The 21805-nt window shown below is 72.5% G+C and carries 24 protein-coding genes, 1 other RNA gene and 1 pseudogene; 13 read left to right on the forward strand and 13 right to left on the reverse strand.

What is annotated here, in order from left to right:
- Nucleotides 1–38 precede the first annotated feature (38 nt).
- The 5 genes from JTN19_RS12515 to JTN19_RS12535 all read right to left on the reverse strand — a co-directional run bounded on the left by JTN19_RS12515 (nucleotide 39) and on the right by JTN19_RS12535 (nucleotide 5095).
- Nucleotides 39–773 carry an FkbM family methyltransferase gene (locus JTN19_RS12515; RefSeq protein WP_206933064.1) on the reverse strand — a complete coding sequence of 245 codons (735 nt, stop codon included), beginning with the start codon at nucleotides 771–773 and terminating at the stop codon, nucleotides 39–41.
- The gene (locus JTN19_RS12520; RefSeq protein WP_206933065.1) at nucleotides 773–1642 is read right to left on the reverse strand and encodes a PhzF family phenazine biosynthesis isomerase; all 870 of its coding nucleotides are present in this window, start codon (nucleotides 1640–1642) and stop codon (nucleotides 773–775) included. The genes JTN19_RS12515 and JTN19_RS12520 overlap by 1 nt, the downstream gene beginning before the upstream one ends.
- Nucleotides 1632–2282 carry a thiamine phosphate synthase gene (thiE, locus tag JTN19_RS12525; RefSeq protein ID WP_206933066.1) on the reverse strand — a complete coding sequence of 217 codons (651 nt, stop codon included), beginning with the start codon at nucleotides 2280–2282 and terminating at the stop codon, nucleotides 1632–1634. The genes JTN19_RS12520 and thiE overlap by 11 nt, the downstream gene beginning before the upstream one ends.
- Before the next feature lie 51 nt (nucleotides 2283–2333).
- Nucleotides 2334–4316, reverse strand: coding sequence for a methyl-accepting chemotaxis protein (locus JTN19_RS12530; protein ID WP_206933067.1), 1983 nt, complete (start codon nucleotides 4314–4316; stop codon nucleotides 2334–2336).
- Between the two features lie 65 nt (nucleotides 4317–4381).
- Nucleotides 4382–5095, reverse strand: coding sequence for a sulfite exporter TauE/SafE family protein (locus JTN19_RS12535; protein WP_206933068.1), 714 nt, complete (start codon nucleotides 5093–5095; stop codon nucleotides 4382–4384).
- 122 nt (nucleotides 5096–5217) lie between these two features.
- Between JTN19_RS12535 and JTN19_RS12540 the strand changes: the two genes are divergently transcribed.
- On the forward strand, nucleotides 5218–6177 hold the full coding sequence (locus JTN19_RS12540; RefSeq protein ID WP_242531101.1) for a Bug family tripartite tricarboxylate transporter substrate binding protein: 960 nt from the start codon (nucleotides 5218–5220) through the stop codon (nucleotides 6175–6177).
- Between the two features lie 58 nt (nucleotides 6178–6235).
- Here JTN19_RS12540 and JTN19_RS12545 read toward each other — a convergent pair whose 3' ends face one another.
- Both JTN19_RS12545 and JTN19_RS12550 read right to left on the reverse strand, forming a co-directional pair.
- On the reverse strand, nucleotides 6236–7156 hold the full coding sequence (locus JTN19_RS12545; RefSeq protein ID WP_206933071.1) for a class I fructose-bisphosphate aldolase: 921 nt from the start codon (nucleotides 7154–7156) through the stop codon (nucleotides 6236–6238).
- 40 nt (nucleotides 7157–7196) lie between these two features.
- Nucleotides 7197–7628 carry a hypothetical protein gene (locus tag JTN19_RS12550; RefSeq protein WP_206933073.1) on the reverse strand — a complete coding sequence of 144 codons (432 nt, stop codon included), beginning with the start codon at nucleotides 7626–7628 and terminating at the stop codon, nucleotides 7197–7199.
- Between the two features lie 118 nt (nucleotides 7629–7746).
- Here JTN19_RS12550 and JTN19_RS12555 point away from each other — a divergent pair, with 118 nt between their 5' ends.
- Nucleotides 7747–7971: a hypothetical protein gene (locus JTN19_RS12555; RefSeq protein ID WP_206933082.1), complete on the forward strand. Its 225-nt coding sequence runs from the start codon at nucleotides 7747–7749 to the stop codon at nucleotides 7969–7971.
- Between the two features lie 53 nt (nucleotides 7972–8024).
- Nucleotides 8025–8387: a cell division protein ZapA gene (locus JTN19_RS12560; protein ID WP_191086338.1), complete on the forward strand. Its 363-nt coding sequence runs from the start codon at nucleotides 8025–8027 to the stop codon at nucleotides 8385–8387.
- Between the two features lie 202 nt (nucleotides 8388–8589).
- Here the strand turns inward: JTN19_RS12560 and ssrS are convergent.
- From ssrS to JTN19_RS12580, 5 genes are all read right to left on the reverse strand, one after another.
- Nucleotides 8590–8747: non-coding RNA, 6S RNA (ssrS, locus tag JTN19_RS20605), on the reverse strand.
- 49 nt (nucleotides 8748–8796) lie between these two features.
- The gene (locus tag JTN19_RS12565; protein ID WP_242531102.1) at nucleotides 8797–9165 is read right to left on the reverse strand and encodes a DUF2155 domain-containing protein; all 369 of its coding nucleotides are present in this window, start codon (nucleotides 9163–9165) and stop codon (nucleotides 8797–8799) included.
- Complete coding sequence (locus tag JTN19_RS12570) at nucleotides 9162–9380, reverse strand: hypothetical protein (protein WP_206933084.1); 219 nt, start codon at nucleotides 9378–9380, stop codon at nucleotides 9162–9164. Before JTN19_RS12570 ends, JTN19_RS12565 begins: the two co-directional genes overlap by 4 nt.
- On the reverse strand, nucleotides 9377–9868 hold the full coding sequence (gene mlaD, locus JTN19_RS12575) for an outer membrane lipid asymmetry maintenance protein MlaD (protein WP_206933086.1): 492 nt from the start codon (nucleotides 9866–9868) through the stop codon (nucleotides 9377–9379). Before mlaD ends, JTN19_RS12570 begins: the two co-directional genes overlap by 4 nt.
- A 52-nt stretch (nucleotides 9869–9920) precedes the next feature.
- Entirely contained in the window at nucleotides 9921–10274 is a 354-nt protein-coding gene (locus tag JTN19_RS12580; protein WP_206933088.1) for an NADH-ubiquinone oxidoreductase subunit NDUFA12 family protein, read from the reverse strand.
- Nucleotides 10275–10413: 139 nt separating this feature from the next.
- Here JTN19_RS12580 and JTN19_RS12585 point away from each other — a divergent pair, with 139 nt between their 5' ends.
- The 10 genes and pseudogenes from JTN19_RS12585 to JTN19_RS12630 all read left to right on the forward strand — a co-directional run bounded on the left by JTN19_RS12585 (nucleotide 10414) and on the right by JTN19_RS12630 (nucleotide 20805).
- On the forward strand, nucleotides 10414–11919 hold the full coding sequence (locus JTN19_RS12585; RefSeq protein ID WP_206933091.1) for a TSCPD domain-containing protein: 1506 nt from the start codon (nucleotides 10414–10416) through the stop codon (nucleotides 11917–11919).
- Nucleotides 11920–11938: 19 nt separating this feature from the next.
- Nucleotides 11939–12400: a RidA family protein gene (locus JTN19_RS12590; protein ID WP_206933093.1), complete on the forward strand. Its 462-nt coding sequence runs from the start codon at nucleotides 11939–11941 to the stop codon at nucleotides 12398–12400.
- Nucleotides 12401–12419: 19 nt separating this feature from the next.
- Nucleotides 12420–13571 carry a GNAT family N-acetyltransferase gene (locus JTN19_RS12595; RefSeq protein WP_206933095.1) on the forward strand — a complete coding sequence of 384 codons (1152 nt, stop codon included), beginning with the start codon at nucleotides 12420–12422 and terminating at the stop codon, nucleotides 13569–13571.
- Entirely contained in the window at nucleotides 13568–13921 is a 354-nt protein-coding gene (locus tag JTN19_RS12600) for an MGMT family protein (RefSeq protein WP_206933097.1), read from the forward strand. The genes JTN19_RS12595 and JTN19_RS12600 overlap by 4 nt, the downstream gene beginning before the upstream one ends.
- 22 nt (nucleotides 13922–13943) lie before the next feature.
- The gene (locus JTN19_RS12605) at nucleotides 13944–14819 is read left to right on the forward strand and encodes a DMT family transporter (protein WP_242531122.1); all 876 of its coding nucleotides are present in this window, start codon (nucleotides 13944–13946) and stop codon (nucleotides 14817–14819) included.
- Nucleotides 14820–15109: 290 nt separating this feature from the next.
- Nucleotides 15110–16854, forward strand: a pseudogene (locus JTN19_RS12610) (DNA/RNA helicase domain-containing protein).
- Between the two features lie 42 nt (nucleotides 16855–16896).
- Nucleotides 16897–17763 carry an endonuclease/exonuclease/phosphatase family protein gene (locus tag JTN19_RS12615; protein ID WP_206933105.1) on the forward strand — a complete coding sequence of 289 codons (867 nt, stop codon included), beginning with the start codon at nucleotides 16897–16899 and terminating at the stop codon, nucleotides 17761–17763.
- Nucleotides 17760–18998, forward strand: coding sequence for an MFS transporter (locus JTN19_RS12620; RefSeq protein WP_206933115.1), 1239 nt, complete (start codon nucleotides 17760–17762; stop codon nucleotides 18996–18998). The genes JTN19_RS12615 and JTN19_RS12620 overlap by 4 nt, the downstream gene beginning before the upstream one ends.
- Nucleotides 18995–19873: a polyphosphate kinase 2 family protein gene (locus tag JTN19_RS12625; protein ID WP_206933125.1), complete on the forward strand. Its 879-nt coding sequence runs from the start codon at nucleotides 18995–18997 to the stop codon at nucleotides 19871–19873. Before JTN19_RS12620 ends, JTN19_RS12625 begins: the two co-directional genes overlap by 4 nt.
- Entirely contained in the window at nucleotides 19870–20805 is a 936-nt protein-coding gene (locus JTN19_RS12630; protein ID WP_206933135.1) for a gamma-glutamylcyclotransferase, read from the forward strand. The genes JTN19_RS12625 and JTN19_RS12630 overlap by 4 nt, the downstream gene beginning before the upstream one ends.
- Here the strand turns inward: JTN19_RS12630 and JTN19_RS12635 are convergent.
- Entirely contained in the window at nucleotides 20763–21737 is a 975-nt protein-coding gene (locus JTN19_RS12635) for a Bug family tripartite tricarboxylate transporter substrate binding protein (RefSeq protein ID WP_206933137.1), read from the reverse strand. The two genes, JTN19_RS12630 and JTN19_RS12635, sit on opposite strands and share 43 nt — an antisense overlap.
- Nucleotides 21738–21805 lie beyond the last annotated feature (68 nt).

The following is a 21805-nucleotide window of genomic DNA, read 5'->3' on the forward strand; positions in this document are numbered from 1 at the left end:
ACCGGTACATTCTATTTCAGGTTGAATTCTTTACCTCTTCAGCGGATTTCTCCGGCCTCCATCGTGCGGAATCCCGCCAGGGCAAGCTGCCGCAGCCCCTCCCCGCCAGGCAGGAAGAAGAAGGTGAAGATGTAGGGGTCGGAGGCGGCGAAGACGCTGGGGTCGGGGCTGGCCACCTGCATGGTGGCCGCGTCGAAGGCCTCGAAGGGGCGCAGGCGCCCCGCATGCCAGAACCAGGCCGTGTAGCCCCATTCGGCCAGCAGCGCCGGGACGGCCACGGTGCTGCCCGGGCGGTGGCGTTCCTCGATCTCGACCGAGAGCGCGGGCCGGCACCGGCGCAGCGTCTCGCGCCCGCCTTGCAGCACCTCCTCCTCATAGCCCTCGGCATCGAGCTTGATGGCGGTGACGTCGGTCAGCTCCAGCGCATCCAGCGGCAGGACCGTGACGGGGTGGCGCTCGGTGGTGACGCCGGCATGGCCCGCATAGGTCTTGGCGAGGCTCGCCCATTGCTCCGCCGCCTCGCCCGCCACCACGGGCAGCGTCAGCGTGGCCTCGCCATGGGTGGCGCCCAGCGCCTCGGCGCGCAGGGTGACGTGCGGGTGCGCGCCGAGCCGCTCGCGCAGCCGGGCCATGGCGCTTGGCAGGGGTTCGAAGGCGATGACATGGGCGCCGGGCAACTCGGCCAGGGGCGCGGTCAGCAGCCCGTCATGGGCGCCGATGTCGAGGATGGTGCCGGGCCGGTGCAGGGCCCGGAAGAAATCGATCTCCTCCATCACACCCAGATGGTGCCGCGCGCGACGGGCACCACCCCGCCGCCGACCCGCACCCGGATGGCGCCGTCCGCGTCACGCCGCGCGGCCAGGTGCAGCAGGCTGGGGCGGCCCATCTCCACACCCTGTTCCACCTCCAGATTCAGCACGCTGCCGCCCGCCACCGCCAGCAGCAGCCCGGCCAGCGCGCAATTGGCGCTGCCGGTGGCCGGGTCCTCTCCGATGCCGTCCAGCGGCGAGAACATCCGCACGCGCCGCCGGCCCAGGCCCAGCGGCGCGTGCAACAGCAGCGCGCCGGTGCGGGAGAGGTGGCGGCGGAAAGCCGCGGTGTCGGGCGTGGCGTCGGCGAGGGTCGCCACATCCTCCACCTCCGCGATGGCGAAGGGCAGGCCGCAGCCCGCCTCGATGGGCGGGTGGCCGTTCAGATGTATGGCCCCGGGTGGCAGGCCGGCGCAGAGGGCCACCTCACCGGGGTCCAGATTGGCGCCGAGTTGCAGGGGCAGCGGCGCCTCGATCTCCGCGGCGGTGGGCATGCCGGCGGCGTTGCGGCTGATCCAGGCGGTGACGATGCCCGCCTGCTGCTCCAGCCGCAGCGTCGCGGGCGCGCCTTCCATGCGCCTGGCCAGCAGCACCGCGGTGCCGACATTCGGGTGGCCGGCGAAGGGCACCTCCTGGCCCGGGGTGAAGATCCGCAGCCGCGCATCGGCCACGCCCGAGGGCAGGACGAACACCGTCTCCGACAGGTTGAACTCCCGCGCGATAGCCTGCATGCGCGCGCCGTCCAGCGCCTCGGCGCCATGGACCACGGCGAGCGGGTTGCCCCCGAAGCGGGTGGTGGTGAAGACGTCGGCCGTTTCGTATTCAAGTTCCACGGGCGGGGGCCTCCACAAGCGCCGCGGCGATGGCGGCGTTCATGGCGGCCACGCCCGCCGCCGGTCCTTCCGGATGGTTCCAGACGGCACCCACGACGGCCAGGAAATCCGCCCCCGCCTGCACCAGCGGCGCGCAATTCTCCACCGTGATGCCGCCGATGGCGACGGCGGGGATTTCCATCACCGAACTCCACCAGGACAGCAGCTCGAGATCCGCCACATGCTGCGTCTCCTTGGTGCTGGTGGGGAAGAAGGCGCCGAAGGCGACATAATCCGCCCCCATCTCCCCGGCATTCATGGCGAGGTGGCGGGAGGCATGGCAGGTGATGCCCAGGATGCGCCCCGAGAGCAGCATCCGCGCCCCCGCATGGTCGCCATCGGACTGGCCGAGATGCGCGCCGTCGCAACCCAGTTCGGCGGCTAGCGGCGCGTCATCGTTGAGCAGGAAGGCCACGTCCCGCGCCTGGGCGATGGGCATGAGGCGACGCGTCCAGTGGATGACTTCTTCGCGCGGGGCATCCTTCAGCCGCAGCTGCAGGCAGGCGACGTCGCCGCCCTCCAGCGCCGCTTCCAGCCGCGCCTCGAAGCCCGCATCGAGGCGCGGCGGGGTGATGAGATAGAGGCGGCAACGGTCATCCATGCCGCCTGTGTGGCGCCTGCCGCCCGGCGCGGCAAGCACCGGATGGTGGAGCTATGCCGCCCGCAGCCGCCGCACCAGCGCCCCGACCTCGGCGTCCAGCCGGCCCGACTGCTCGCCGATCAGGCCGATGGCCTCGCCCACGCCCTGCACGGCGCCGCGCGCGGCATCCACCTCGCCGGCCACGCGCTCGGCCGCGGTGGAAGCGAGCGAGGTGCCCGCCGCCGCCTCCTGCACCGAACGCGCGATCTCGCGCGTGGCGCTGCCCTGCTCCTCCACGGCGCCGGCGATGGCGGTGGTGATGCCGTCCAGCCGCTGGATGGTGCTGGCGATATCGGCCACGGCGCTGACCGCGGCCTCCATGGCGGCCTGCATGGCGGTGATCTGCCCGCCGATCTCCTCCGTGGCGCGGGCGGTCTGGCCGGCCAGGTTCTTCACCTCGCTGGCCACCACCGCGAAGCCCTTGCCGGCGTCGCCGGCGCGGGCGGCCTCGATGGTCGCGTTCAGCGCCAGCAGGTTCGTCTGGCCCGCGATGCCGTTGATGAGGCGCACGACATCGCCGATGCGGCTCGCGGCCTCGGTGAGCGTCTGCACCTTGGCGTCCGTCTCGCGCGATTGCTGGCTGGCCTCGGAGGCGACCCGCGCGGCCTCGCTCACCTGCCGGCCGATCTCGCTGGTGGAGGCGGCCAGTTCCTCGGCCGCCGCGGCGACGGCGCGCACATTCTCGGCCGCCATGCCGGCGCCTTGCGCCGCGTCCTGGCTGGCCGCGCCCGAGCGCAGCGAGGTCTCTTCCAGCCGCGACTTCGCCTCGGCCAGCCGGGCGCCGGCCTCGGTCAACGCGCCGGTGACACCGGAGAGCGAGCCCTCCACCTCGGCCGCCGTGGCGGCGGTGGCCTCGGCCCGGCTGGCGGCGAGGCGCGCCTCGGCCTCGGCCTGGGCGGCCTTCAGGCGCTCGGCCTCCACCAGCGCGGCGCGCAGGGTGGCGAAGGCGCGGGCCATGCCGCCGATCTCGTCGCGGCGCTCGGCCCCCGCGGCGCTGGCATCCAGCCGGCCCGCGGCCAGGCCTTCCAGCGCCACCGTCATGCCCTTGAGCGGACGGCTCAGGCCGCGCGCGAAGAGCAGACCGGCGGTGGCGGCCAGCAGCAGCATGACCAGCGCGGTCAGCCCCACCGAGCGCAGGGCGGTCTGGAACGCGGCCGCCTTCGCGGAGAGGTCATAGGCGAATTCCACCGTGCCGATGGGCTGGCCGGCGAAGTCCCGCAGCGGCACGGCCAGGATGGCGAAGTCCCGGCCACCTGCCCGGGCCTCGCGGCGCAACTCCCCACCGCCCAGGATGGATTGGCGCGCGGCGGCGTCCAGCGTGCCATCGGGCGCGCCGGGCAGGCCGCCGCCGATGCGCGCGGTGCCATCGGCCGTGCGGCGATAGAGGGTGAAGTCGAGCCCCGCCGCGTCGCGCAGGCGGCCCAGCACCTCCGGCGTCAGGCCCAGCGCCACGTCCATGGTGCCGACCACCTGGCCACCGGCCCGGATGGGCGCCACGCCGAAGAGGGAGACCTCGGCCGCGCCGACCTCCAGCCCCGCGACGCTGCGGCCGGTGGCGGCGGCCTGCACGACGGTGCGACGGCGGGAGGCGATGTCGTCGCCATGCTGCTCGGGCCGCCACACGCGCAGCAGGTTCACCGCGGGCGGCAGATGCACGTTCAGCCGCTGGCCGCGCGCCTGCGCCGCCACCTGGCCATCGCGCAGCAGGGTCAGCAGGGCGTCGCGGTCGCGCGCGACAACGGCCTGGGTCACGGCCGGCAGGGCGGCGAGAATTTCGGAGGCCGTCAGCACCTCGCGCCCCTCGGCGGCCAGCGCGGTCTCGAAGCCGGAGCGGGCGCTGGCGAGGCGGCGTTCGGTGTCCTCATCGAGCGAGGCGCGCTGGTTCACCAGCAGCACGGCCGCGAAGCCCGCACAGGCCAGGAAGGCGACCAGCGTCATGGCCAGCGCGAGGCTGGTGCCGAGGCTCTTGAAGCGGAACAGGGCGAAGCGTTGCATGCGAATTCTCCTTGGACGCCAGCCTCGCATCCGGAAGGTGAAGAATTCGTGGGCATTATCCGCCGTCAGCGCAGCGCGATCGCCGCCCCCAGCCCGGCCAGCCCCAGGAAAAAGACCTGCCGGAAGCGTGCCTCGGGCAGGGCGTGGCGCAGCCGCGCGCCCAGCCACTGCCCGGCCAGCGCGGGGGCCAGCGCCAGCAGCGAGGCCAGCAGCAGCCCGCCCTCCAGCAGGCCTGCCCCGCCCAGCAGCCCGCCCAGCGCCAGGGTGGAGACGGTGAAGGACACGCCCAGCGCCCGCACCAGCCCCTCCTTCCCCAGCCCCTGGGCCTGCAGCCACGGCACGGCCGGCAGGACGAAGACACCCGTGGCCGCCGTCAGCGCGCCTGTGGCCACCCCCACCGGCAGCCCCGCCCGCGCCGGCCAGGCGGGCCGCCAGGCGAGCAGCCCCAGCGCGCCATAGGCCATCAGCGCCACGCCCAGCAGCACGGCACCGAGCCGCCCGCCAAAACCGCCCCAGAGCCAGCCGCCCAGCGCGGTGCCGAACGCCACTCCCAGCAACATGGGCCAGAGCCGTCGCGCCATGGCCACCGCCGCCGCCGGCGGGCCCATCTGCACCAGGTTCGTCACGAAGGAGGGCAGCAGCAGCAGGGCCGCCGCATGGGCCGGCCCCAGGATCAGCCCCAGCAGCCCCATGGCGATGGTGGGCAGGCCAAGCCCGATCACCCCCTTCACGAAGCCGGCCAGGAGAAAGACGAGCGCGATGGCGATCAGGTCGGTCATGACCCCCTGCTACCCCGCGCCGCACCCCACGGTTTCAGCGGCCAGCGAAGCGATGCGGCTTGACGGGGCGGGGCCACGCGGCTTTCTGACCGGTAATCCGTTGCATGACCGGGAGGACACCCATGCTGACCCGCCGCCTTTCCCTCGCCCTGCCCGCTTTGCTCGCCGCCGGCACGGCCAGCGCCCAAGGCTGGAGCCCCAACCGCCCCATCCGCATGATCGTGCCCTTCTCGGCCGGCGGCGCGGCGGACAGCAGCACCCGCACCCTGGGACCCCGCATGGGTGAGCGCCTGGGCCAGCCCATCGCCGTCGAGAATCGCACCGGCGCGGGCGGCTCGCTCGGCGCGGGCGAGGTGGCGCGCGCCGCGGCCGATGGCCAGACGCTGCTGATGGACGCCTCCAGCCACATCGTGAACCCCTCGCTCCTGCAGGGGCTGCCCTTCGACTACAGCACGGCCTTCACCCCCATCTCGCAGGTCGTGACCTTCCCTCAGGTGCTGGCCGTCAAGGCCGACCTGCCGGTGCGGACGCTGGAGGAATTCGTGGCCCTGGCCCGGCGCCAGCCGCTGAACATCGGCACCCAGGGCAATGCGACGGCGGGGCATCTGGGCCTGGCCATGCTCTCGCGCGCGGCGGGGGTGGAACTGACCCATGTGGCCTATCGCGGCGGCGCCGCGGCGGCGCGGGACCTGGCGGGCGGCACGCTGGACGGCGTCTTCATCACCCTCCTCTCGGCCAAGCCCGTCGTGGAAGGCGGGCGGGCGCGGTTCATCGCGCTCTCGGCACCGCAGCGCGTGGCGCTGGCGCCGGAACTGGCCACCTTCGCGGAGCTGGGCATCCAGGGGGTGGAGCTGTCGGAATGGACGGGCCTCTTCGCCCCCGCCGGCACGCCCGAGCCCGCCATCGCCGCCATCCACGCCGCCCTGCGGAACGCGCTGGAGGATGCCGAGGTGGCGCAGCGCCTCGCCCAGATCGGCGCGGTGCCCGTGGGCAGCAGCCCCGCCGAGTTTGCCCGCTATGTCACCGAAGGCCGCGCCACCATGGGCCGGCTCGTGCGGGAGGCGAACATCCGCATCGAGTAGCGGACATGAAAAAGGGGGCGCGGAATCCGCGCCCCCCGGCACTCGGCCCGGCCTTGGATCAGGCCTTGCCCTTGTAGATGTCGATCATGTCGGAGAGCAGCTTCAGCGCTTCCTCGCGCGGACGCTGGAAGGCGTTGCGGCCCACGATCGAGCCATTGCCGCCGCCCGCATGGATGGCGCGGGCCGAGGTGAGCAGGCTGTCGGCACCCGCCGTCTCGCCGCCCGAGAACACCACGAGGCGCCGTCCGTTGAAGCAGGCCTTCACGATGTGCGCGATTCGCGCCGCGCCGTCGGACACCTCCACCGGGAAGTCCTTATAGGTCTTCTTGGCGGCCTCGAGGCTGATGGCGTCGGTGGGCGGCTTCACCTTGATGATGTGGGCCCCCATCAGCGCCGCCATGTGCGCGGCATAGGCGCAGATGTCGAGGGCGGTCTCGCCCACCTTGTCCAGCATGGGGCCGCGCGGATAGGACCACACGACGACGGCGAGGCCGGCATCCTTGGCCTCGGCGGCCAGTTCGCGCAGCTCTTCCATCATCTCGAACTGGTATTCGCTGCCCGGGTAGATGGTGAAGCCGATGGCCGAGCAGCCGAGGCGCAGCGCATCCGCCACCGTGCCGGTCACGGCCTGGTCCTTGGTGGTGGAGAGGCTGTTGCTGCTGTTCACCTTCAGGATGGTGGGGATGCAGCCGGCATAGGTGGAGGCACCCGCCTCGATCATGCCCAGCGGCGCGGCATAGGCGTTCAGCCCCGCATCAATCGCCAGGTCGAAGAGGTAGTGCGGGTCATAGGCCGCGGCGTTGGAGGCGAAGCTGCGGGCCGGGCCGTGCTCGAAGCCCTGGTCCACGGGCAGGATCACCATGCGGCCGGTGCCGCGCAGGCGGCCCGTCATCAGGATGCGGGCGAGATTCGCCTTGGTGCCGGGGTTGTCGCTCTCATACCAGGAGAGGATCTTCTTCACCTGCGGGGTCAGCTTCATCGCATGTCCTTTCGGGGGCAATCGGCCTGTTTGCCGGGTGTTAGGCCAGATCAGGTGTGCGGGGAAGCCCGAGCCACCGCGCGAGATGCGCCCGGCCCTGCAGTTTGTGCAACTGCACCCTGGCGAGATCGAGCGCGGGCGGGGCCTCCGGTATCAGCGTGGCGCCCTCGCTGGCGAAGAGCACCGCCAGGGACGGGAAGGCCGGGACCGCGGGGTCCAGCACCACGGCCCGGAAGCCCACGCGCAGGGCCGCCAGGGCATGACCCGGCGCGTCGGCCGCGTCGAGAATGCCCAGAGGCAGGGCGCCATGCGCCTGCAGCAGCGCGCGAAACCCGCCCACCCCCCATGAGCCGGCGGCCCCGGGCGCCGAGAGCAGGCGGGGCGGCCTCTCCCCCGCCAGCGCCAGCACGGCGGCCAACTCAGGCGCGCCGTGGATGATGACGCAGGGGGCAAGGGCCGCGGGAGGGAGCATGCTGCAACGCGGTTGACCCTGCTTCCCTGGCATGTCAACGCTTTCCGCAAGGGTTTTCCCACAGGGCGGCATCCGGTGGGGAATGGGCCCAGCGAGGCATGGGCGTGGAGAGACGGGCTTGGCCGCGAAGGACATGAACATGCTGGCGGCCGAACGACTTGAAGCCGCGGTGGAACGGCTCGCCGGCGCCCTGGAGGCCTGGCGTGCCGCCCGGCTGCGCGAGGCGGCGGCCCATGCCGAAGCGGGCGATACCGTCCCGCGCGCGGAGCTGGAGGCGCTTTCGGCCCAGCTGGACGACACGCTGGTCCGGCTCCGCGGGGCGCTGGACGAGCCGGAAGGCTGAACGGCGACAAGGACGCGGCCCCGCGCGGGGCCGCCAGCAGCATGGAGGGGCCGATGGGCCAGGTGAATGTCCGGGTGAATGGCTACAGCCACACCATCGGCTGCAAGGATGGCGAGGAAGGCCATGTCCAGGACCTGATCGCGCAGATCGAGGAGAAGGTGCGCCTGATCCGCTCGATGGGCGGGCAGCTCAGCGAATCGCGGATGCTGCTGCATGTGGCGCTGCTCTTCGCCGACGAGGCCAATGACCTGCGCATGGACCTGCTGCGGCTGCGGCGCGAGGTGGCGCAGCACCAGGCCCAGCCTCCAGGCCTGATCCAGCTGCCACCGCAGGAGCAGGACCCCATGCTGGCCGAGCGCCTGACGCGAATCGCGGAACGGATCGAGGGGATCGCGCAGAATTTGGAGAAGGATTGAGCGCGGTCCGACGCAACCTCGGAGCCCGCCGCCCCTTCCTCACGCGCCGGCCGCAAAGCGGCCGGCGCGCCCAGACCGAAAGTTCCATCCGGCACGCCAGCACAAGGCGCGTAAGCCAAGCGCGCGGAGCGCGCGCCCGGCGCCTTAGGGCAGAAAAAAAGCTAAACCCGGTTCAGCCGCTTTGCGGCTGAACCGGGTTTAGCGCGAAGCCACCCTGGCCGTTGGCGTCTGCATCCTCCCAAGGCCTGCCATAAGCAGGTGGGCACCAGATAGCCGAACCACGGTTCGGCCAGCGCCAGTTCCCGGGAGTTGCGTATTGGCCCTGGGGATGTCTGTGCCTGACGCACCGGGCAGCCTCGCCCCCTGACAGTGGCCCCGACAGGCCGCCGGAACAAGGGGGCGTACCGCCTTAGCGGCAGCTCAGCACGCGCAGGTCATAGACCGGGTGTTCCAGCATGTTCACCGCGGGGGCGGCGGCGAAGAGCCAGCCCTGGAACACCGGGCCACTGTTGGGCGGGCTCAGCGAATCGGTGATCTCAAGCCAGGCGGCGGCATCGGGCACCTCGTCGGGCGGACGGGCGTGGCAGGCCCGGAGCGTGATGGTCAGCGTGCCGAACTGCAGCGGCTCGCCCAGCGTGGCGCGGACCACGGAGATGCGGGCCGTCACCTTGTCCAGGGCCTGGAGTTCGGCCGTGCGGCGCTCCACCCAGCCCTGCGCCTGGGCCAAGGCGGGAAGCGCCAGCGCGAGCAGGGCGGCCAGCAGCACGCGGCGCATCATGCCCCCCGCCCCTTCGGGCTGCGCAGCCCGGCCACCAGCCCGGCCAGGATCTCGCGCATCGCGGCCTCATCCACGCCCATGAGCACTGCGTCCTCGAAGGTGTCCTGCAGGATCTGGGCGGCCTCGTCGTGGTTCTCTGCCAGCACCTTCAGCTTCTCCCGGCAGGCGATGGGCTGGCCATCGGCCCCCGGCCAGATGGCGGGCGGGTTGGTCATCGGGGCGCCGGCGCGGCCTCGCCGCCGGCCGGGTTCATCTGGGTCACGGAGAAGATGAAGCGACCCAGCAGGCTTTCCAGGCTGATGGAGCCCTGGGTGTCCGTGATGCGCCCGCCACTGGCCAGCACCTGCTCCGCCCCGCCCGGCACGATGGCGACATAGCGGCCGCCCAGCAGGGATTCCGACTGGATCTCGGCGGAGGAATCGCGTGGCAGTTGCAGGTCGGAACGGACGTTGAGGGTGAGTTCGGCCAGGAAGGTGCGCGGGTCTATCCGCATCTCGGTGACGGAACCCACGCGCACGCCGCCGATGCGGACATCGGCGCCATTGCTCAACCCGTCCACGCGGTCGAAGGCGGCCGTCAGGACGAGGCCGCCATTGCCCGCGGAGGCGCGGCCGCCCTGCACGACGGCATAGGCCAGGAAGAACACGGCCACGGCGATGACGACGGCACCCGTCGCGATCTCGGCCAGTCTTTGGGCCTTCATGCGATGATTCCTTTTGCGGGGCGGAGGCGCCCGACGCCGCCCATGTGGCGGCTCAGCCGCCCGGCGTCCAGGCCTCGTAGTCACCGCCGGTGATGTGGCGGCGGCCGCCCGAATAGTCATGGCCCGCCGGGCGCCAGGCGCCGGGGGTGCCCGTCATGTTGGGGCGGTGGGGCTTCTGCCAGGGGTGCTTAGGCCCGGAGAGCGGCGCATCGGTCGTGTGGTGCAGCCAGGCATGCCACTCGGGCGGCACCGAGGAGCTGTCGAGGCCACGGGCCAGCGCCACGAGGCGGCGAGGCCGGTTGTAGACCGGCATGGGCTTGCGCGACTCGTAATAGACATTGCCGAACTCGTCCGAGCCGACCTTGCGGCTGGTGAGGCGGGCGAAGAAAAGGCGGATCGCGGACATGCCGGCATGATCCCACAAAACGCGCCCGGCGTCCAACGGCATGGCGGACCGGCTTTTCCACAAGATATGGTGGGGCTGGGACGGCCCGACCACCGTATCCGGCTTCCCTGGCGGAACGGGGCGCGGTAGCCTGTCACCCATGGCACGCAATGACGGCACGCTGTGGGAAGGTCTCGCGCTGCGGCGCACGCGGGCGGGCGTGGATCCCGACGCCGCGCCACGCGCCGTGGCCCTTCCCGCCGCCTGGGAGGAGGAGGCCGCGACGGCGCTGGCCGCCCTCGCGCCCGGCCAGGGGCCCGTGTCGCTGCGCCGCCTGGCGGAGGGTTGGATTTCCCGAGCCCTCAGCCGCGGCGAAAAGGCCGGCGTGGTGGAAGCCGAGGAGGCCCGGGCGCTCGCCGAGGGCTGGCGCGCGCTGCTGCTGACCCGCCGCGGCGCTCCCGGCGCCGAGAGTTGGCGCGGCGAGGTGCGCGGCGAGCCCCGCTTCGTCCTGAACCTGCCCGCCTTCCTGGAACCCGAAGGGGGCTTCGACCTCGAAGGCTATACCGAGGCTTGCGCGCTCGGCCTGCGCTTCCTCGACGCCAGCACCGGCGGCAAGTCCCTGAAGCTGCGCCTGGGCTTCGCGGACCTCGCCGGGCTGCTGGGGGGGCTGAGCCTGCCCTATGACAGCGCCGGCGCCCGGCAGGTGGCCGCCGCCATCGCGGCCATCACCCGGGGTGCCGCCGAGGCCGAGAGCGGCCGCCTCGCCCAGCGCCTGGGCGCGCGGGAGCCGGTGGCGCTGATCTGGCCCGAACCGCCCGCCGAGACGCCGGTGCCGGGCCTCGCCGCCGCCGCCCGCGCCGCGCTGGACGCCGCCATGGCGGCACCCGGCCTGCGCCATGCGCGGGTGGTGACACTGTCGCCTGCGGATGCGGCCGAGGCGCTGCTGGGCGCCGAGACCGCCGGCATCGCCCCCGCTCCGGGTGCCAGCCGGCCCGTCTCCACCCCCTCAGGCGTGGTGGATGTGCCCACCGCCGCCGCCCGTCGCGCCGCCCCCGACCAGGTGGCGCGCCTGCTGGCCCCGGTGGGCGAGGCGCCGCGCCGCCTGATGCTGGAGGCCGTGACGCCCTTCCTCAGCGCGCCCGCCCCCGCCCCGGTGGCCCTGCCCGCCCCCGCCCGCCCGGCCGCCGCGCCCCGCGCGCCCTTGCGCCGGCAGCTGGGCCAGACGCTGCATGTCGCCATCGGCGGGCATCGCGTGGCGCTACGCACCTCCGAGGAAGATGGCAAGCTGCGCGAGATCGCCTTCAGCCTCGCCAAGGAGGGGGCGGCCTATCGCAGCCTGATGGACGGCTTCGCCCAGGCGGTGTCGCTCGGCCTCGCGCAGGGCGTGCCGCTCGCCGCCTATGTGGACGCATTCGCCTATACCCGCTTCGGCCCGGCCGGGGTGGTAGAGGGCGACCCAGACATTCCCCGCGCCACCTCGGTGCTGGATTGGGCCTTCCGGCGCCTGGCCATGGACTACCTCGGCGGCGCCCTGCCCCAGCCCGAGATGGAGGATGTGGCGCCCGACGCCGCTTCCCGCGCCACCGAACAGGCGCCGCTTCTGCCGCTCGACCTGCCGGCCACCCCTGTCGCGGAACGGCGCGGGCGGCTGCGGGTGGTGGCCTGAACCCTTCAAGGAATTGCCGATGAACCCCGAAGCCCGCCTCGCCGAACTCGGCCTGACCCTGCCGCCGGCCGCGGCGCCGGTCGCGAACTACATTCCCTTCACCATCTCGGGGAAGACGCTCTACATCTCGGGCCAGGTGCCGCGGCGCGACGGCAAGCTCTGGCCCATCGGGCAGGTGGGCGCCGAGGTGAGCGTGGAGGAGGCCAAGGCGGCCGCCGAGAACTGCTTCCTCGCCATCCTCGCCCACGCGCGGGCAGCCGCGGGCGGTGACCTCGGCGGCATCAAGCGCGTGCTGCGGATCACGGGCTATGTGAACTCCGCCCCCGGCTTCGGCGACCAGCCCCAGGTCATCAACGGGGCGTCCGACTGCGCGGTGGCCGTCTTCGGCGAGGCAGGGCGCCATGCCCGCAGCGCGGTCGGTGTCTCCGCCCTGCCCGGCAATGTGGCCGTGGAGGTCGAGGCCATCCTGGAACTGGCCTGAATTGCATTACATGGGGGGAATGGATTCGCCCCTCCCCCTGACGCTCAGCCTGCACCGCGCCATCGCGGAAATCCCGGTGGCCGAGTGGGATGCCTGCGCGGGCGACAACCCCTTCGTCAGCCACGCCTTCCTCTCGGCCATGGAGGACAGCGGCAGCACCGGCGCGCGCACCGGCTGGCTGCCGCAGCACCTGGCCCTGCGCGACGAGGGCGGCGCGCTGCTGGCCTGCGCGCCCTGCTACGCCAAGGCCAATTCCTATGGCGAATATGTCTTCGACCATGGCTGGGCCGACGCCTATGAGCGCGCCGGCGGCCGCTACTACCCCAAGCTCCAGGTCGCGGTGCCCTTCAGCCCCGTGCCTGGGCCGCGCCTGCTGCGCCGGCCGGGCGTGCCGGTGGCCGCACTCGCCGAGGGGTTGCGCCAGGCCATGGGGGCGCTGAACTGCTCCTCGGTCCATGTCACCTTCTGCACGGAGGAGGAATGGCAGGCGCTGGGCGAACTCGGCTGGCTGCAGCGCCTGGGCGTGCAGTTCCACTGGCACAACCGCGGCTACGGGAGCTTCGACGACTTCCTGGGCGCCCTTTCCTCGCGCAAGCGCAAGGCGCTGCGGCGCGAACGGCGGGAGGTGGCGGAAAGCGGCCTCACACTGCGCACCCTGCGCGGCGATGAGATCACGCGCGAGCACTGGCGCGCCTTCCACGGCTTCTACCGCAACACGGTGGATTCCCGCTGGGGCAGCGCCTACCTCACGCCACAGTTCTGGCCCCTGCTGGGCGACCGCCTGGGCGAGCGCGTGGTGCTGATGTGGGCCGAGCGCGACGGCGAACCCGTGGCAGGCGCCCTGAACCTGCTGGGCAACGACGCGCTCTATGGCCGCAATTGGGGCTGCGTGGAGGAAGTGCCCTTCCTCCATTTCGAGCTGTGCTACCTGCGCGCCATAGACTTCGCCATCCAGCACAAGCTGCCCCGCGTCGAGGCCGGCGCGCAGGGCGAGCACAAGATCCAGCGCGGCTACCTGCCCAGCCCCACCTGGTCCGCGCATCTCATCGCGCATCGCGGCTTGTCGGATGCGGTGGCGAATTTCCTGGAGGCGGAGCGGCCCGCCGTGCAGGCGCGCATGCAGGACCTGGCCGAGCTTTCCCCCTATCGCCGCGAGGGAGGAGAGGCATGAAGCCGAAGTCCCCGCACTACGCCCGCATCCGCGCCGATGTCCTGGCCATCGCCATGCATGTGCCGCGTGGTGCGCTGGTCAGCTTCGCGGCGGTGGGCGCGCATCTGGACGTGATGCCGCGACATGTGGCCTATATCCTCGCCATGCTCGACGGCCCCGAACGCGACCGCCTGCCCTGGCACCGCCTGGTGGCGGTGGATGGCCGCGTGACCAAGCCCGTCCAACGCGAATTGCTGGAGGGAGAGGGCTTCGTCTTCGACGACAAGGGCTACATCTATGGCTTCCCGGTGCAGCTGGTGGATGTGGACCGGCTGAAGCACGGCGTGCCCGCCCAGACCCGGCCCGCATGACCGGGGGCGCGCCCCTGCCGTGATGCTGGCCTACAGCCAGCTTGCCCTCGCCATGGCGCTGGTCGGCGCGAATGTGGCGGTGGCGAAGCTGCTGGCCGAGGCGCTGCCCATCGCCCTCATCGCCTTCTTGCGCTGCGCGCTGGCGGTGGCCGTGCTCTGGCCGCTGGCGCGCTGGCTGGATGGCGCGGTGCGGGTGCCGGGCGCGGTGAAGCGCAACCTCTTCCTCCAGGCGGTGTTCGGCACGGCGCTCTACAATGCGGGGCTGCTGGCGGGGCTGCGGCTGACCTCGGCGCTGGAAGGCGGGCTGGTGCTGGCCACCTTGCCGGCGGTGGTGGCGCTGGGCAGCTTCCTCTGGCTGCGGGAGCGGCTTTCGGCGCGGCAATGGCTGGCGGCGGGGCTGGCGGGCCTCGGCATGGCGGCCATCACCTTGGCGCGGCTTGGGGGCGGCGGGGGCGCGTCCTCGGCGTTGGGCAACCTACTGGTGTTTCTCGGTGTCTGCGGCGAGGCCATCTATGTGCTGCTGGCCAAGCGCATCGCGGGCGCGGTGCCGGTCTTCACGGCCTCGCTCTGGATGCAGGCGTTCTCGGCGCTGGTGCTGCTGCCCTTCGCCGCCCCCGGCTTTGGCGCGGCGGCGGCGCTGGCCGACCCCGAGTTGCTGGGGCTGCTGGTGTTGCATTCGCTGACGGCGAGTGTGCTGTGCCTCGTCCTGTGGTTCGCCGGGCTTCGGCGCGTGCCGGCCGGCGTGGCCGGAGTCTTCACGGGCTTCCTGCCGGTGACCGCGGCGGTGACGGCGGTGGTCTTCCTGGGCGAGCATTTCGGCCTGGTCCATGCGGCGGGCTTCGCGCTGATGATGGGGAGTTTGTTGTTGGCCACCTGGCCTGGCAGGGTGCGGGGATGAGGGCCTGGCTGGAGCTGACCGTCCCTGAACTGCTCGCCACGGCACCGGCGGCCATCGCCGCACGCCTGGCCGCGGCGCAGATGCGGCGCCGGCTGTCAGGTGAGCCGTCGCAGCTGCGCGCCTGGGGAGCGCAGGTCGAGATGTTGCAGGCGGCCCTGGCCGCGCCGTGCTGGATCGATGCGCGGATCGGCTTCGAATACGACATGCTGCGCCTGGAACGGCGGATAGACGTGGTCCTGGTGACCAGGCGCGCCATTCTGGTGCTGGAGTTCAAGGTGGGCGCGACGCAAATGGCGGCGGCGGATCTGGCCCAGGTCGAGGACTACGCGCAGGATCTGCACGACTTCCACGCCGCCAGCCGCGCGCATCCCGTCATCCCCGTCCTGGTCGCCACCGGCGCGCGCACCGTGCCGCTGCAATTGGGCCTGCCGGTGCCGGGGGTGGCGCCCGTGGCGCTGGCCAACGCCGCGAACCTGGCCGAACGCCTCGCTACCTTGCACAATGCGGCGCCCGATGCCCTTCCGCTCGATCCAGACGCCTGGTTCGAAGCCGCCTATGCGCCCGTGCCCACCATCGTGGAGGCCGCGGCCCGCCTCTTCGCGCGCAACACCGTGGCCGACATCGCCGCGGCGCGGGCGGACACCGCGAACCTGACCGCGACCACAGATGCCATCCTGCGCGCCCTGGATGCGGCGCGCGCGGCCGCTGAGCGCGTGGTGGTCTTCGTCACCGGCGTGCCGGGTGCCGGCAAGACCTTGTGCGGGCTGAACGTCGTCTTCGGCGAGCATCGGCGCGACGGGACGGCCTTCCTGACGGGCAATGCGCCCCTGGTCGCGGTGCTGCGCGAGGCCCTGGCCTGCGACCGAGCGGGGATCAGCCTCGCACTCGGCCCGAGCAATGACCCGGAGCGGCGCCGCCGCGCCGGGCGCCTCCGCGCGGCACGGCATGAGACGGCCCAGGCGCTGCAGAACGTCCATCGCTTCCTGGCCGACAACGCCCACAAGCCCGCCGCGCCCCATGAACGCGTCATCGTCTTCGACGAGGCGCAGCGCGCCTGGAACGCCGCCCAGGCGAGCCGCGACACCCAGCGCCGCAAGAGCACCTTGACCATGAGCGAGCCCGCGCATGCGCTGGCTATCATGGGCCGCCATGCGGGTTTCGCCGCCATCATCGCCCTGGTCGGCCAGGGGCAGGAGATCAACACCGGCGAGGCGGGGCTGGCCGAATGGGGCGATGTGATCGCGGCGGCGCCCGGCTGGCACGCGGTCGCCGCGCCGCGCGTGCTGGAGGGGCCGGACGCCGCGCAGCGCCTCATGCCCGGGCCGTGGCTCCGGCTCGACCCGGCGCTCGACCTCACGGTGCCCATCCGCTCGGTTCGCAGCCCGCGGGCGCGGAATGGGTGGACGCCGTGGTGCGGGGCGAGGCGGGGCGGGCCGCGCGCATCGCGGCGGAGGCGGGCGGGGTTCCTTACTTCGTCACACGCTCGCTGGCCGAGGCGCGGGCGGCGCTGCGGCGGATGGCCCCGGGGCTGCGGCGCGCGGGCTTCGTGCGCTCCTCGGGCGCGCGGCGCCTGCGCGGCGAGGGGTTCGACGCCGAACTGACCGGCACCGACGAGCCCGTCTCGTGGTTCCTCGAACGCTGGCCCGACATCCGCGCCTCCGATGCGCTGGAGGTCTGCGCCACCGAATATGCCTGCCAGGGGCTTGAGCTGGACGTGGTGGGCCTGGCCTGGGGTGGCGACTTCCTCCGGCACGGCGCCGGCTGGCAATGCCGCGCCTTCGCCGGCGCACGCTGGCAGGTGGTGGCCGGCATGGAGGAACGCGACTTCATCCGGAACACCTACCGCGTGCTGCTGACCCGCGCGCGCTATGAGACGGTGGTCTGGGTGCCGCCAGGCAGCCCCGCCGCCGACCCTTTTCACGACCCCACCCGCCCCGCCGCGGAGATGGACGCGGTCGCGGACTTCCTCCGCGCTTGCGGCGCGCGCGACCTTGTGTCCGCACCGGCCGCGACGCCCGCCTCCCTCCTGCTCTGACCCTGCCTCGTCGCGCCGCGCGTTTCGCGGCATGGTGCGCGGATGCGTCTGCTCATCCTGTTGCTGCTGCTCGTGGCCGCCCCGCTCCAGGCGGCCGAACTCAAGCTCGCCAGTTGGAACATCGCCTGGCTCTCCCTGCGCCCGGCCGGTGATTCGATGATCCCCCCCGAAATCACGCGCCGCGACCGCGCCGACTTCGCCCGGCTCCAGGCCTATGCCCAGCGGTTGGAGGCCGACATCGTGGCCTTGCAGGAGGTGGACGGGCCGGAGGCCGCCGCGCGCGTCTTCTCCCCACGCGACCACGCCTTCTTCTTCCCCGATGAGGAGGACGTGCAGCGCACCGGCTTCGCCGTCCGCCGCCATTTGCGCGTGACGCAGAATCCGGACCTGGTCGAGCTGGACGTGGCGCCCGGTGCCCGCTTCTCCCACCGCCGCGGCACGGACATCACGGTGGAATGGGCGGGCGGGAGGCTGCGCCTGCTGTCCATCCATCTGGCGGCGGGCTGCCAGTCCGGCCCGCTGGAGGCCGATCGCAGCCGGCAATGCGCGAACCTGGCCACGCAATCGGCCATTCTGGCGGGCTGGGTGGCGGCGCGGGAGCGCGAGGGCATCCCCTACGCCATCCTGGGCGACTTCAACCGCCGCATGGACCACCCGCGCGACGAGATGAGCGCGACCCTGGAACAGGCCGGGCGCCTGCTGCGCGCCAATGAGGGCGCGTCGGACCCCTGCTGGGCCGGGCCGCGCGGCGGGCGGCCTTTCATCAGCCATATCCTGCTGGGCGGGCCGGCGCGGGGCTGGATGGTGCCGGGCAGCCTGCGCGTGCTGGTCTATGCCGAGCGCGACCGCGCGATGCGCGACCTGATCTCGGACCATTGCCCCCTCAGCATCCGGCTGCGCACGCGGTGAGGGCCTTCCTGCGCGTCACCCTGCCGCTCGCGGCCGTGAACTTCCTGAACCAGGCCAGCCGCGCGGTGCTGGCGCTGATCGGGCCGCTGCTGGCGCTGGAATTCGCGCTTTCGGCCAGCGATCTCGGGCTGTTGGCCGCCGTGCTCTTCGTGGCCTATGCGGCGACGCAGTTGCCCGTGGGCGTGGCGCTGGACCGCTACGGGCCGCGGCGGGTGCAGGCGGTGCTGACGCTGCTGGCGGCGCTGGGCTTCTTCCTCTGCGCTTTCGCCACGGGGCCCATCATGCTGGGGGCGGGGCGCTTCATCACGGGCATCGGCATCGCGGCGGGGCTGATGGCCATGCTCAAGGCCAACACGCAGTGGTTCCCGCGCCACCGCGTCGCCGCCATGACGGGGGCGGGCGTCTTCGTGGGCGCGCTGGGCGGCATGTCGGCCACACTGCCCATGGCGACGATCCTGCCCTTTGTCGGATGGCGCGGCGGCTTCCTGATCCTGGGTGTGCTGGCCCTGGTGGTGGCGGCCTGGATCTGGTTTTCCCTGGCCGATGCGCCGCCCGGGGCCGCGCGCCCCGCGCGCCGGAACCTGACGGCCGAGATCGCGGCCTACGGCCCCATCTTCACCCACCCGGTCTTCCTGCGCTTCGTGCCGGCCATCATCGTGCTGTCGGCCATGAACTTCGTCTATTCGGGCCTCTGGGCCGGGCCCTGGCTGCGCGACGTGGGCGGCCAGGCGGAGGGGCCGCGCGCCACCATCCTGCTGGTCTACGCGGCGGGCATGGCGGTGGGCTCCATCCTGATGGGGCAATTGTCCAGCCTGCTGCAGCAGCGCGGGGCGCCGGCCATGCTGGTGCCCATGCTGGGGGTCAGCGCGCAGCTTGTGCTGCAACTCGTGTTCATCATCAGCCCGCCCAGCCAATTCGCGGCGCTGGCGCTGGTGTGGTTCGCCTTCTCGCTGTTCGGCGCCACCGGCCCGGTGGCCTATACGGCCGTGGGCCAGCGTTTCGGGGCGGAGCTGGCGGGGCGCGTCGCAACGGCCATCAACTTCACCATGCTGGTGCTGGTCTTCGTGCTGCAATACGTGATCGGCGCCATCATAGATCTCTGGCCGCGCACCGAGGCGGGCGGCTGGGCCACGGCGGGCTATGGCTGGGCCATGGGGCTGACGGCCTCCCTGCAGGCCGCCGCGTTGCTTTGGGCTTGGCGCGGCGGGCGCGTGCTGCGACCATCGCCCCCATGAAGCGCAAGACACCCGCCGCGCTGGCGCGCTACCGCATCACCTCGGGCAAGGGGTTCCGCCTCGCGGACCACGCGCCGGACGACGCGGGCAGCCTCGGCCTCACCAAGGCCGATGCGCCGGACCTGCTGGCCCAGGGGATCGAGCGCCTCTCCGAATTGCAGGACATGCTCTACGCGCAGAACCGCTGGTCGGTGCTGTGCCTCTTCCAGGCCATGGACGCGGCGGGCAAGGACGGCACCATCAAGCACGTATTCTCGGGCGTGAACCCGGAGGGCTGCCACGTCACCAGCTTCAAGGCGCCCACCACCACGGAACTCGAACAGGACTACCTGCGCCGCCACATGCTGGCCCTGCCGGCCCGCGGGCAGATCGGCATTCACAACCGCTCCTGGTACGAGGAGGTGCTGGTGGTGCGCGTGCATCCCTCCATCCTGGCCAAGCAGCAGCTCCCTCCCGCCTGCGTCACGAAGAACATCTGGCGGGAGCGGCTGGAGGACATCGCGGCCACCGAACGCTACCTGACACGCCAAGGCACGGTGGTGCTGAAGTTCTTCCTCAACGTCTCGCGCGAGGAACAGCGGCGCCGCTTCCTCTCCCGCCTCGACGAGCCGGAGAAGCACTGGAAATTCCGCGCGGCGGACGTGAGCGAGCGCCGCCACTGGGACGGCTACATGGCCGCCTATGAGGAGGCGATCCGCGCCACCGCGACACCCGAGGCGCCGTGGTTCATCGTGCCGGCCGACCGCAAATGGCTCACCCGCCTCGTCGTCGTGGGCGCCATCATCGAGGCGCTGGAGAAGCTCGACCTGCACTACCCCCATGTGGACGAGGCCGACCGGGCGGCCTTCGCCGAGGCCCGCGCCGCCCTGTCATGACGCTCTATTTCGGCTATGGCTCCAACCTCGACGCCGCGGATTGGGGCGCCTGGTGCGCGCGGCGGGGCTTCGGCGCGGCGCGGCTGGAGCCGGTTTCCACCGCCCTGCTGCTGGACCATGAACTCGTTTTCGACTGCTTCTCCCGCACGCGCCAGGGCGGGGTGCTGAACCTTCGCGCACGGCCCGGCCAGGCGGCCGAGGGCGTGGTGTTCCGCGCCAATGCCGCGGCGCTGGCGGCGCTGGACGCCAAGGAGGGCGCGCCCTTCGCCTATCAGCGCACGCAGCGGCATGTGGTCCTGCCCGATGGCACCGTGGTCGAGGCCATGACCTATGTGACGCGCAGCGAGGGCTTCCGCGCGCCGCATCCGGACTATCTCGGCATCGTCCGGCGCGGCCAGGCGGCGCATGGCATCGCGCACGCCATGCTGGACGCGGCGGGGCAGGACGCGCCCGCGCCGCTCACCATCGCGTATCTCTTCGTCTACGGCACGCTGATGGCGGGCGAGGCCAATGCCCACCACCTCGACGGCCTGCCGCGCGAGGCCGGGCGCGTGGCGGGCGCGCTGCATGATTGCGGTCCCTACCCCGCCCTCGCCCTGGGCGAGGGCGAGGTTTCGGGCGAGGTGCTGGAATTGCCGCTGGCGCGGCTTGCCGCCATGGATGCGCTGGAGGGCAGCCCGCCCGGCGGCGCGCCTGGCGGGCTGTATCGGCGCACGGTGCTGCCCGTGCGGGTCGCGGACGGCATGGTCCGCGCCTATGCCTATGTGATGGACGAAGCGGCGCGCCACCCGCGCATCCCCGAGGGCGACTGGCGGGCGAAAGCCACCCGCCACGCGGATTGGGCGGCCTATGCCACCCGCACACCCCGGCCGAGCGCTGACGCGCCGCCTTACTGCTTCGGCACGCCCGCCTCGCGCAGGATGGCGGAGTAGCGCGCCACCATCTCGGTCATCAGCGTCTTCACCTGCTCGGGCGTCTCGAAGCCGGCACGCGGCGTGACGCCGGCCATCTCGGTCAGGCGGGCGCCGTTCTGGCGGATGGCGGCCTGGAAGGCGGCGGACAGCGCCGACACGATCTCGGGCGGCGTGGCGACGGGGGCGACGATGGGGAAGAACTCCTCATGGACCAGCCCCGTCATGCCGGCCTCGGTCGCGCTGGGCACGTCCGGCAGGGCCGGCGTGCGGTTTTCGGCCAGGACGCAGAGGGCGCGCAGCTGCCCGCCGCGGATCTGGCCGATGGAGGAGGCCATGGTGGGCGTGCCCACCTGCGCCTCGCCCGCCACCAGCGCCACCACGCTCGGCCCGCCGCCGCGATAATGCACCACCTCGGCCTGCACGCGCTGGGTGGAGCGCAGCAGCTCCGCCGCCAAGTGCACGCCGCTGCCCAGGCCGGCGGTCGCGATGTTGTACTGGCCGGGGTTGGCGCGCAGGCGCTCCACCATCTCGCGCGCGTTCTGCGCGGGGAAGCGCGGATTCACCACCAGCGCGTGCGGCGAGAAGCCGGCCACGGCCAAGCCCACGAAGTCGTTCACCGGGTCATAGGGCATGCGCTCGACGATGGCGGGCACCGTGGCGTGCGCGCTGTTGATCAGCAGCGTGTAGCCATCGGGCGCGGCGCGCGCGACATGCTCGCTGCCGATCACGCTGCCCGCCCCCGCGCGGGATTCGATGACGATGGGCTGGCCCAGCGTCTGGGAGGCAGGCTCCGCGATCAGCCGGCTCACAATGTCGTTGGACCCGCCCGGCGCGAAGGGCACGATGAGGCGGATGGGGCGCGAGGGGCGCCAGGCCTGGGCACGACCGATGGCGGGCGCGGCGAGCGTGCCCGCGACGGCGAGGGTAAGGGCGTGGCGACGATTGAGCATGTCCATTTCTCCCTGCATCGGCGCCGGCGAAAACATCGCCCCGCCTGTTTTGCCGGGAAGGATGGACG

It is taken from the genome of Roseococcus thiosulfatophilus (genome assembly GCF_017311575.1).
Taxonomy (GTDB): Bacteria; Pseudomonadota; Alphaproteobacteria; order Acetobacterales; family Acetobacteraceae; genus Roseococcus; species Roseococcus thiosulfatophilus.

Coding starts and splice junctions, on each gene's coding strand:
- JTN19_RS12515 (WP_206933064.1), bottom strand. CDS start 773: ATGGAGGAGATCGATTTCTTCCGGGCCCTGCACCGGCCCGGCACCATC.
- thiE (WP_206933066.1), bottom strand. CDS start 2,282: ATGGATGACCGTTGCCGCCTCTATCTCATCACCCCGCCGCGCCTCGAT.
- JTN19_RS12530 (WP_206933067.1), bottom strand. CDS start 4,316: ATGCAACGCTTCGCCCTGTTCCGCTTCAAGAGCCTCGGCACCAGCCTC.
- JTN19_RS12535 (WP_206933068.1), bottom strand. CDS start 5,095: ATGACCGACCTGATCGCCATCGCGCTCGTCTTTCTCCTGGCCGGCTTC.
- JTN19_RS12540 (WP_242531101.1), top strand. CDS start 5,218: ATGCTGACCCGCCGCCTTTCCCTCGCCCTGCCCGCTTTGCTCGCCGCC.
- JTN19_RS12545 (WP_206933071.1), bottom strand. CDS start 7,156: ATGAAGCTGACCCCGCAGGTGAAGAAGATCCTCTCCTGGTATGAGAGC.
- JTN19_RS12550 (WP_206933073.1), bottom strand. CDS start 7,628: ATGCTCCCTCCCGCGGCCCTTGCCCCCTGCGTCATCATCCACGGCGCG.
- JTN19_RS12560 (WP_191086338.1), top strand. CDS start 8,025: ATGGGCCAGGTGAATGTCCGGGTGAATGGCTACAGCCACACCATCGGC.
- JTN19_RS12565 (WP_242531102.1), bottom strand. CDS start 9,165: ATGATGCGCCGCGTGCTGCTGGCCGCCCTGCTCGCGCTGGCGCTTCCC.
- JTN19_RS12570 (WP_206933084.1), bottom strand. CDS start 9,380: ATGACCAACCCGCCCGCCATCTGGCCGGGGGCCGATGGCCAGCCCATC.
- mlaD (WP_206933086.1), bottom strand. CDS start 9,868: ATGAAGGCCCAAAGACTGGCCGAGATCGCGACGGGTGCCGTCGTCATC.
- JTN19_RS12580 (WP_206933088.1), bottom strand. CDS start 10,274: ATGTCCGCGATCCGCCTTTTCTTCGCCCGCCTCACCAGCCGCAAGGTC.
- JTN19_RS12585 (WP_206933091.1), top strand. CDS start 10,414: ATGGCACGCAATGACGGCACGCTGTGGGAAGGTCTCGCGCTGCGGCGC.
- JTN19_RS12590 (WP_206933093.1), top strand. CDS start 11,939: ATGAACCCCGAAGCCCGCCTCGCCGAACTCGGCCTGACCCTGCCGCCG.
- JTN19_RS12595 (WP_206933095.1), top strand. CDS start 12,420: ATGGATTCGCCCCTCCCCCTGACGCTCAGCCTGCACCGCGCCATCGCG.
- JTN19_RS12600 (WP_206933097.1), top strand. CDS start 13,568: ATGAAGCCGAAGTCCCCGCACTACGCCCGCATCCGCGCCGATGTCCTG.
- JTN19_RS12605 (WP_242531122.1), top strand. CDS start 13,944: ATGCTGGCCTACAGCCAGCTTGCCCTCGCCATGGCGCTGGTCGGCGCG.
- JTN19_RS12615 (WP_206933105.1), top strand. CDS start 16,897: ATGCGTCTGCTCATCCTGTTGCTGCTGCTCGTGGCCGCCCCGCTCCAG.
- JTN19_RS12625 (WP_206933125.1), top strand. CDS start 18,995: ATGAAGCGCAAGACACCCGCCGCGCTGGCGCGCTACCGCATCACCTCG.
- JTN19_RS12630 (WP_206933135.1), top strand. CDS start 19,870: ATGACGCTCTATTTCGGCTATGGCTCCAACCTCGACGCCGCGGATTGG.
- JTN19_RS12635 (WP_206933137.1), bottom strand. CDS start 21,737: ATGCTCAATCGTCGCCACGCCCTTACCCTCGCCGTCGCGGGCACGCTC.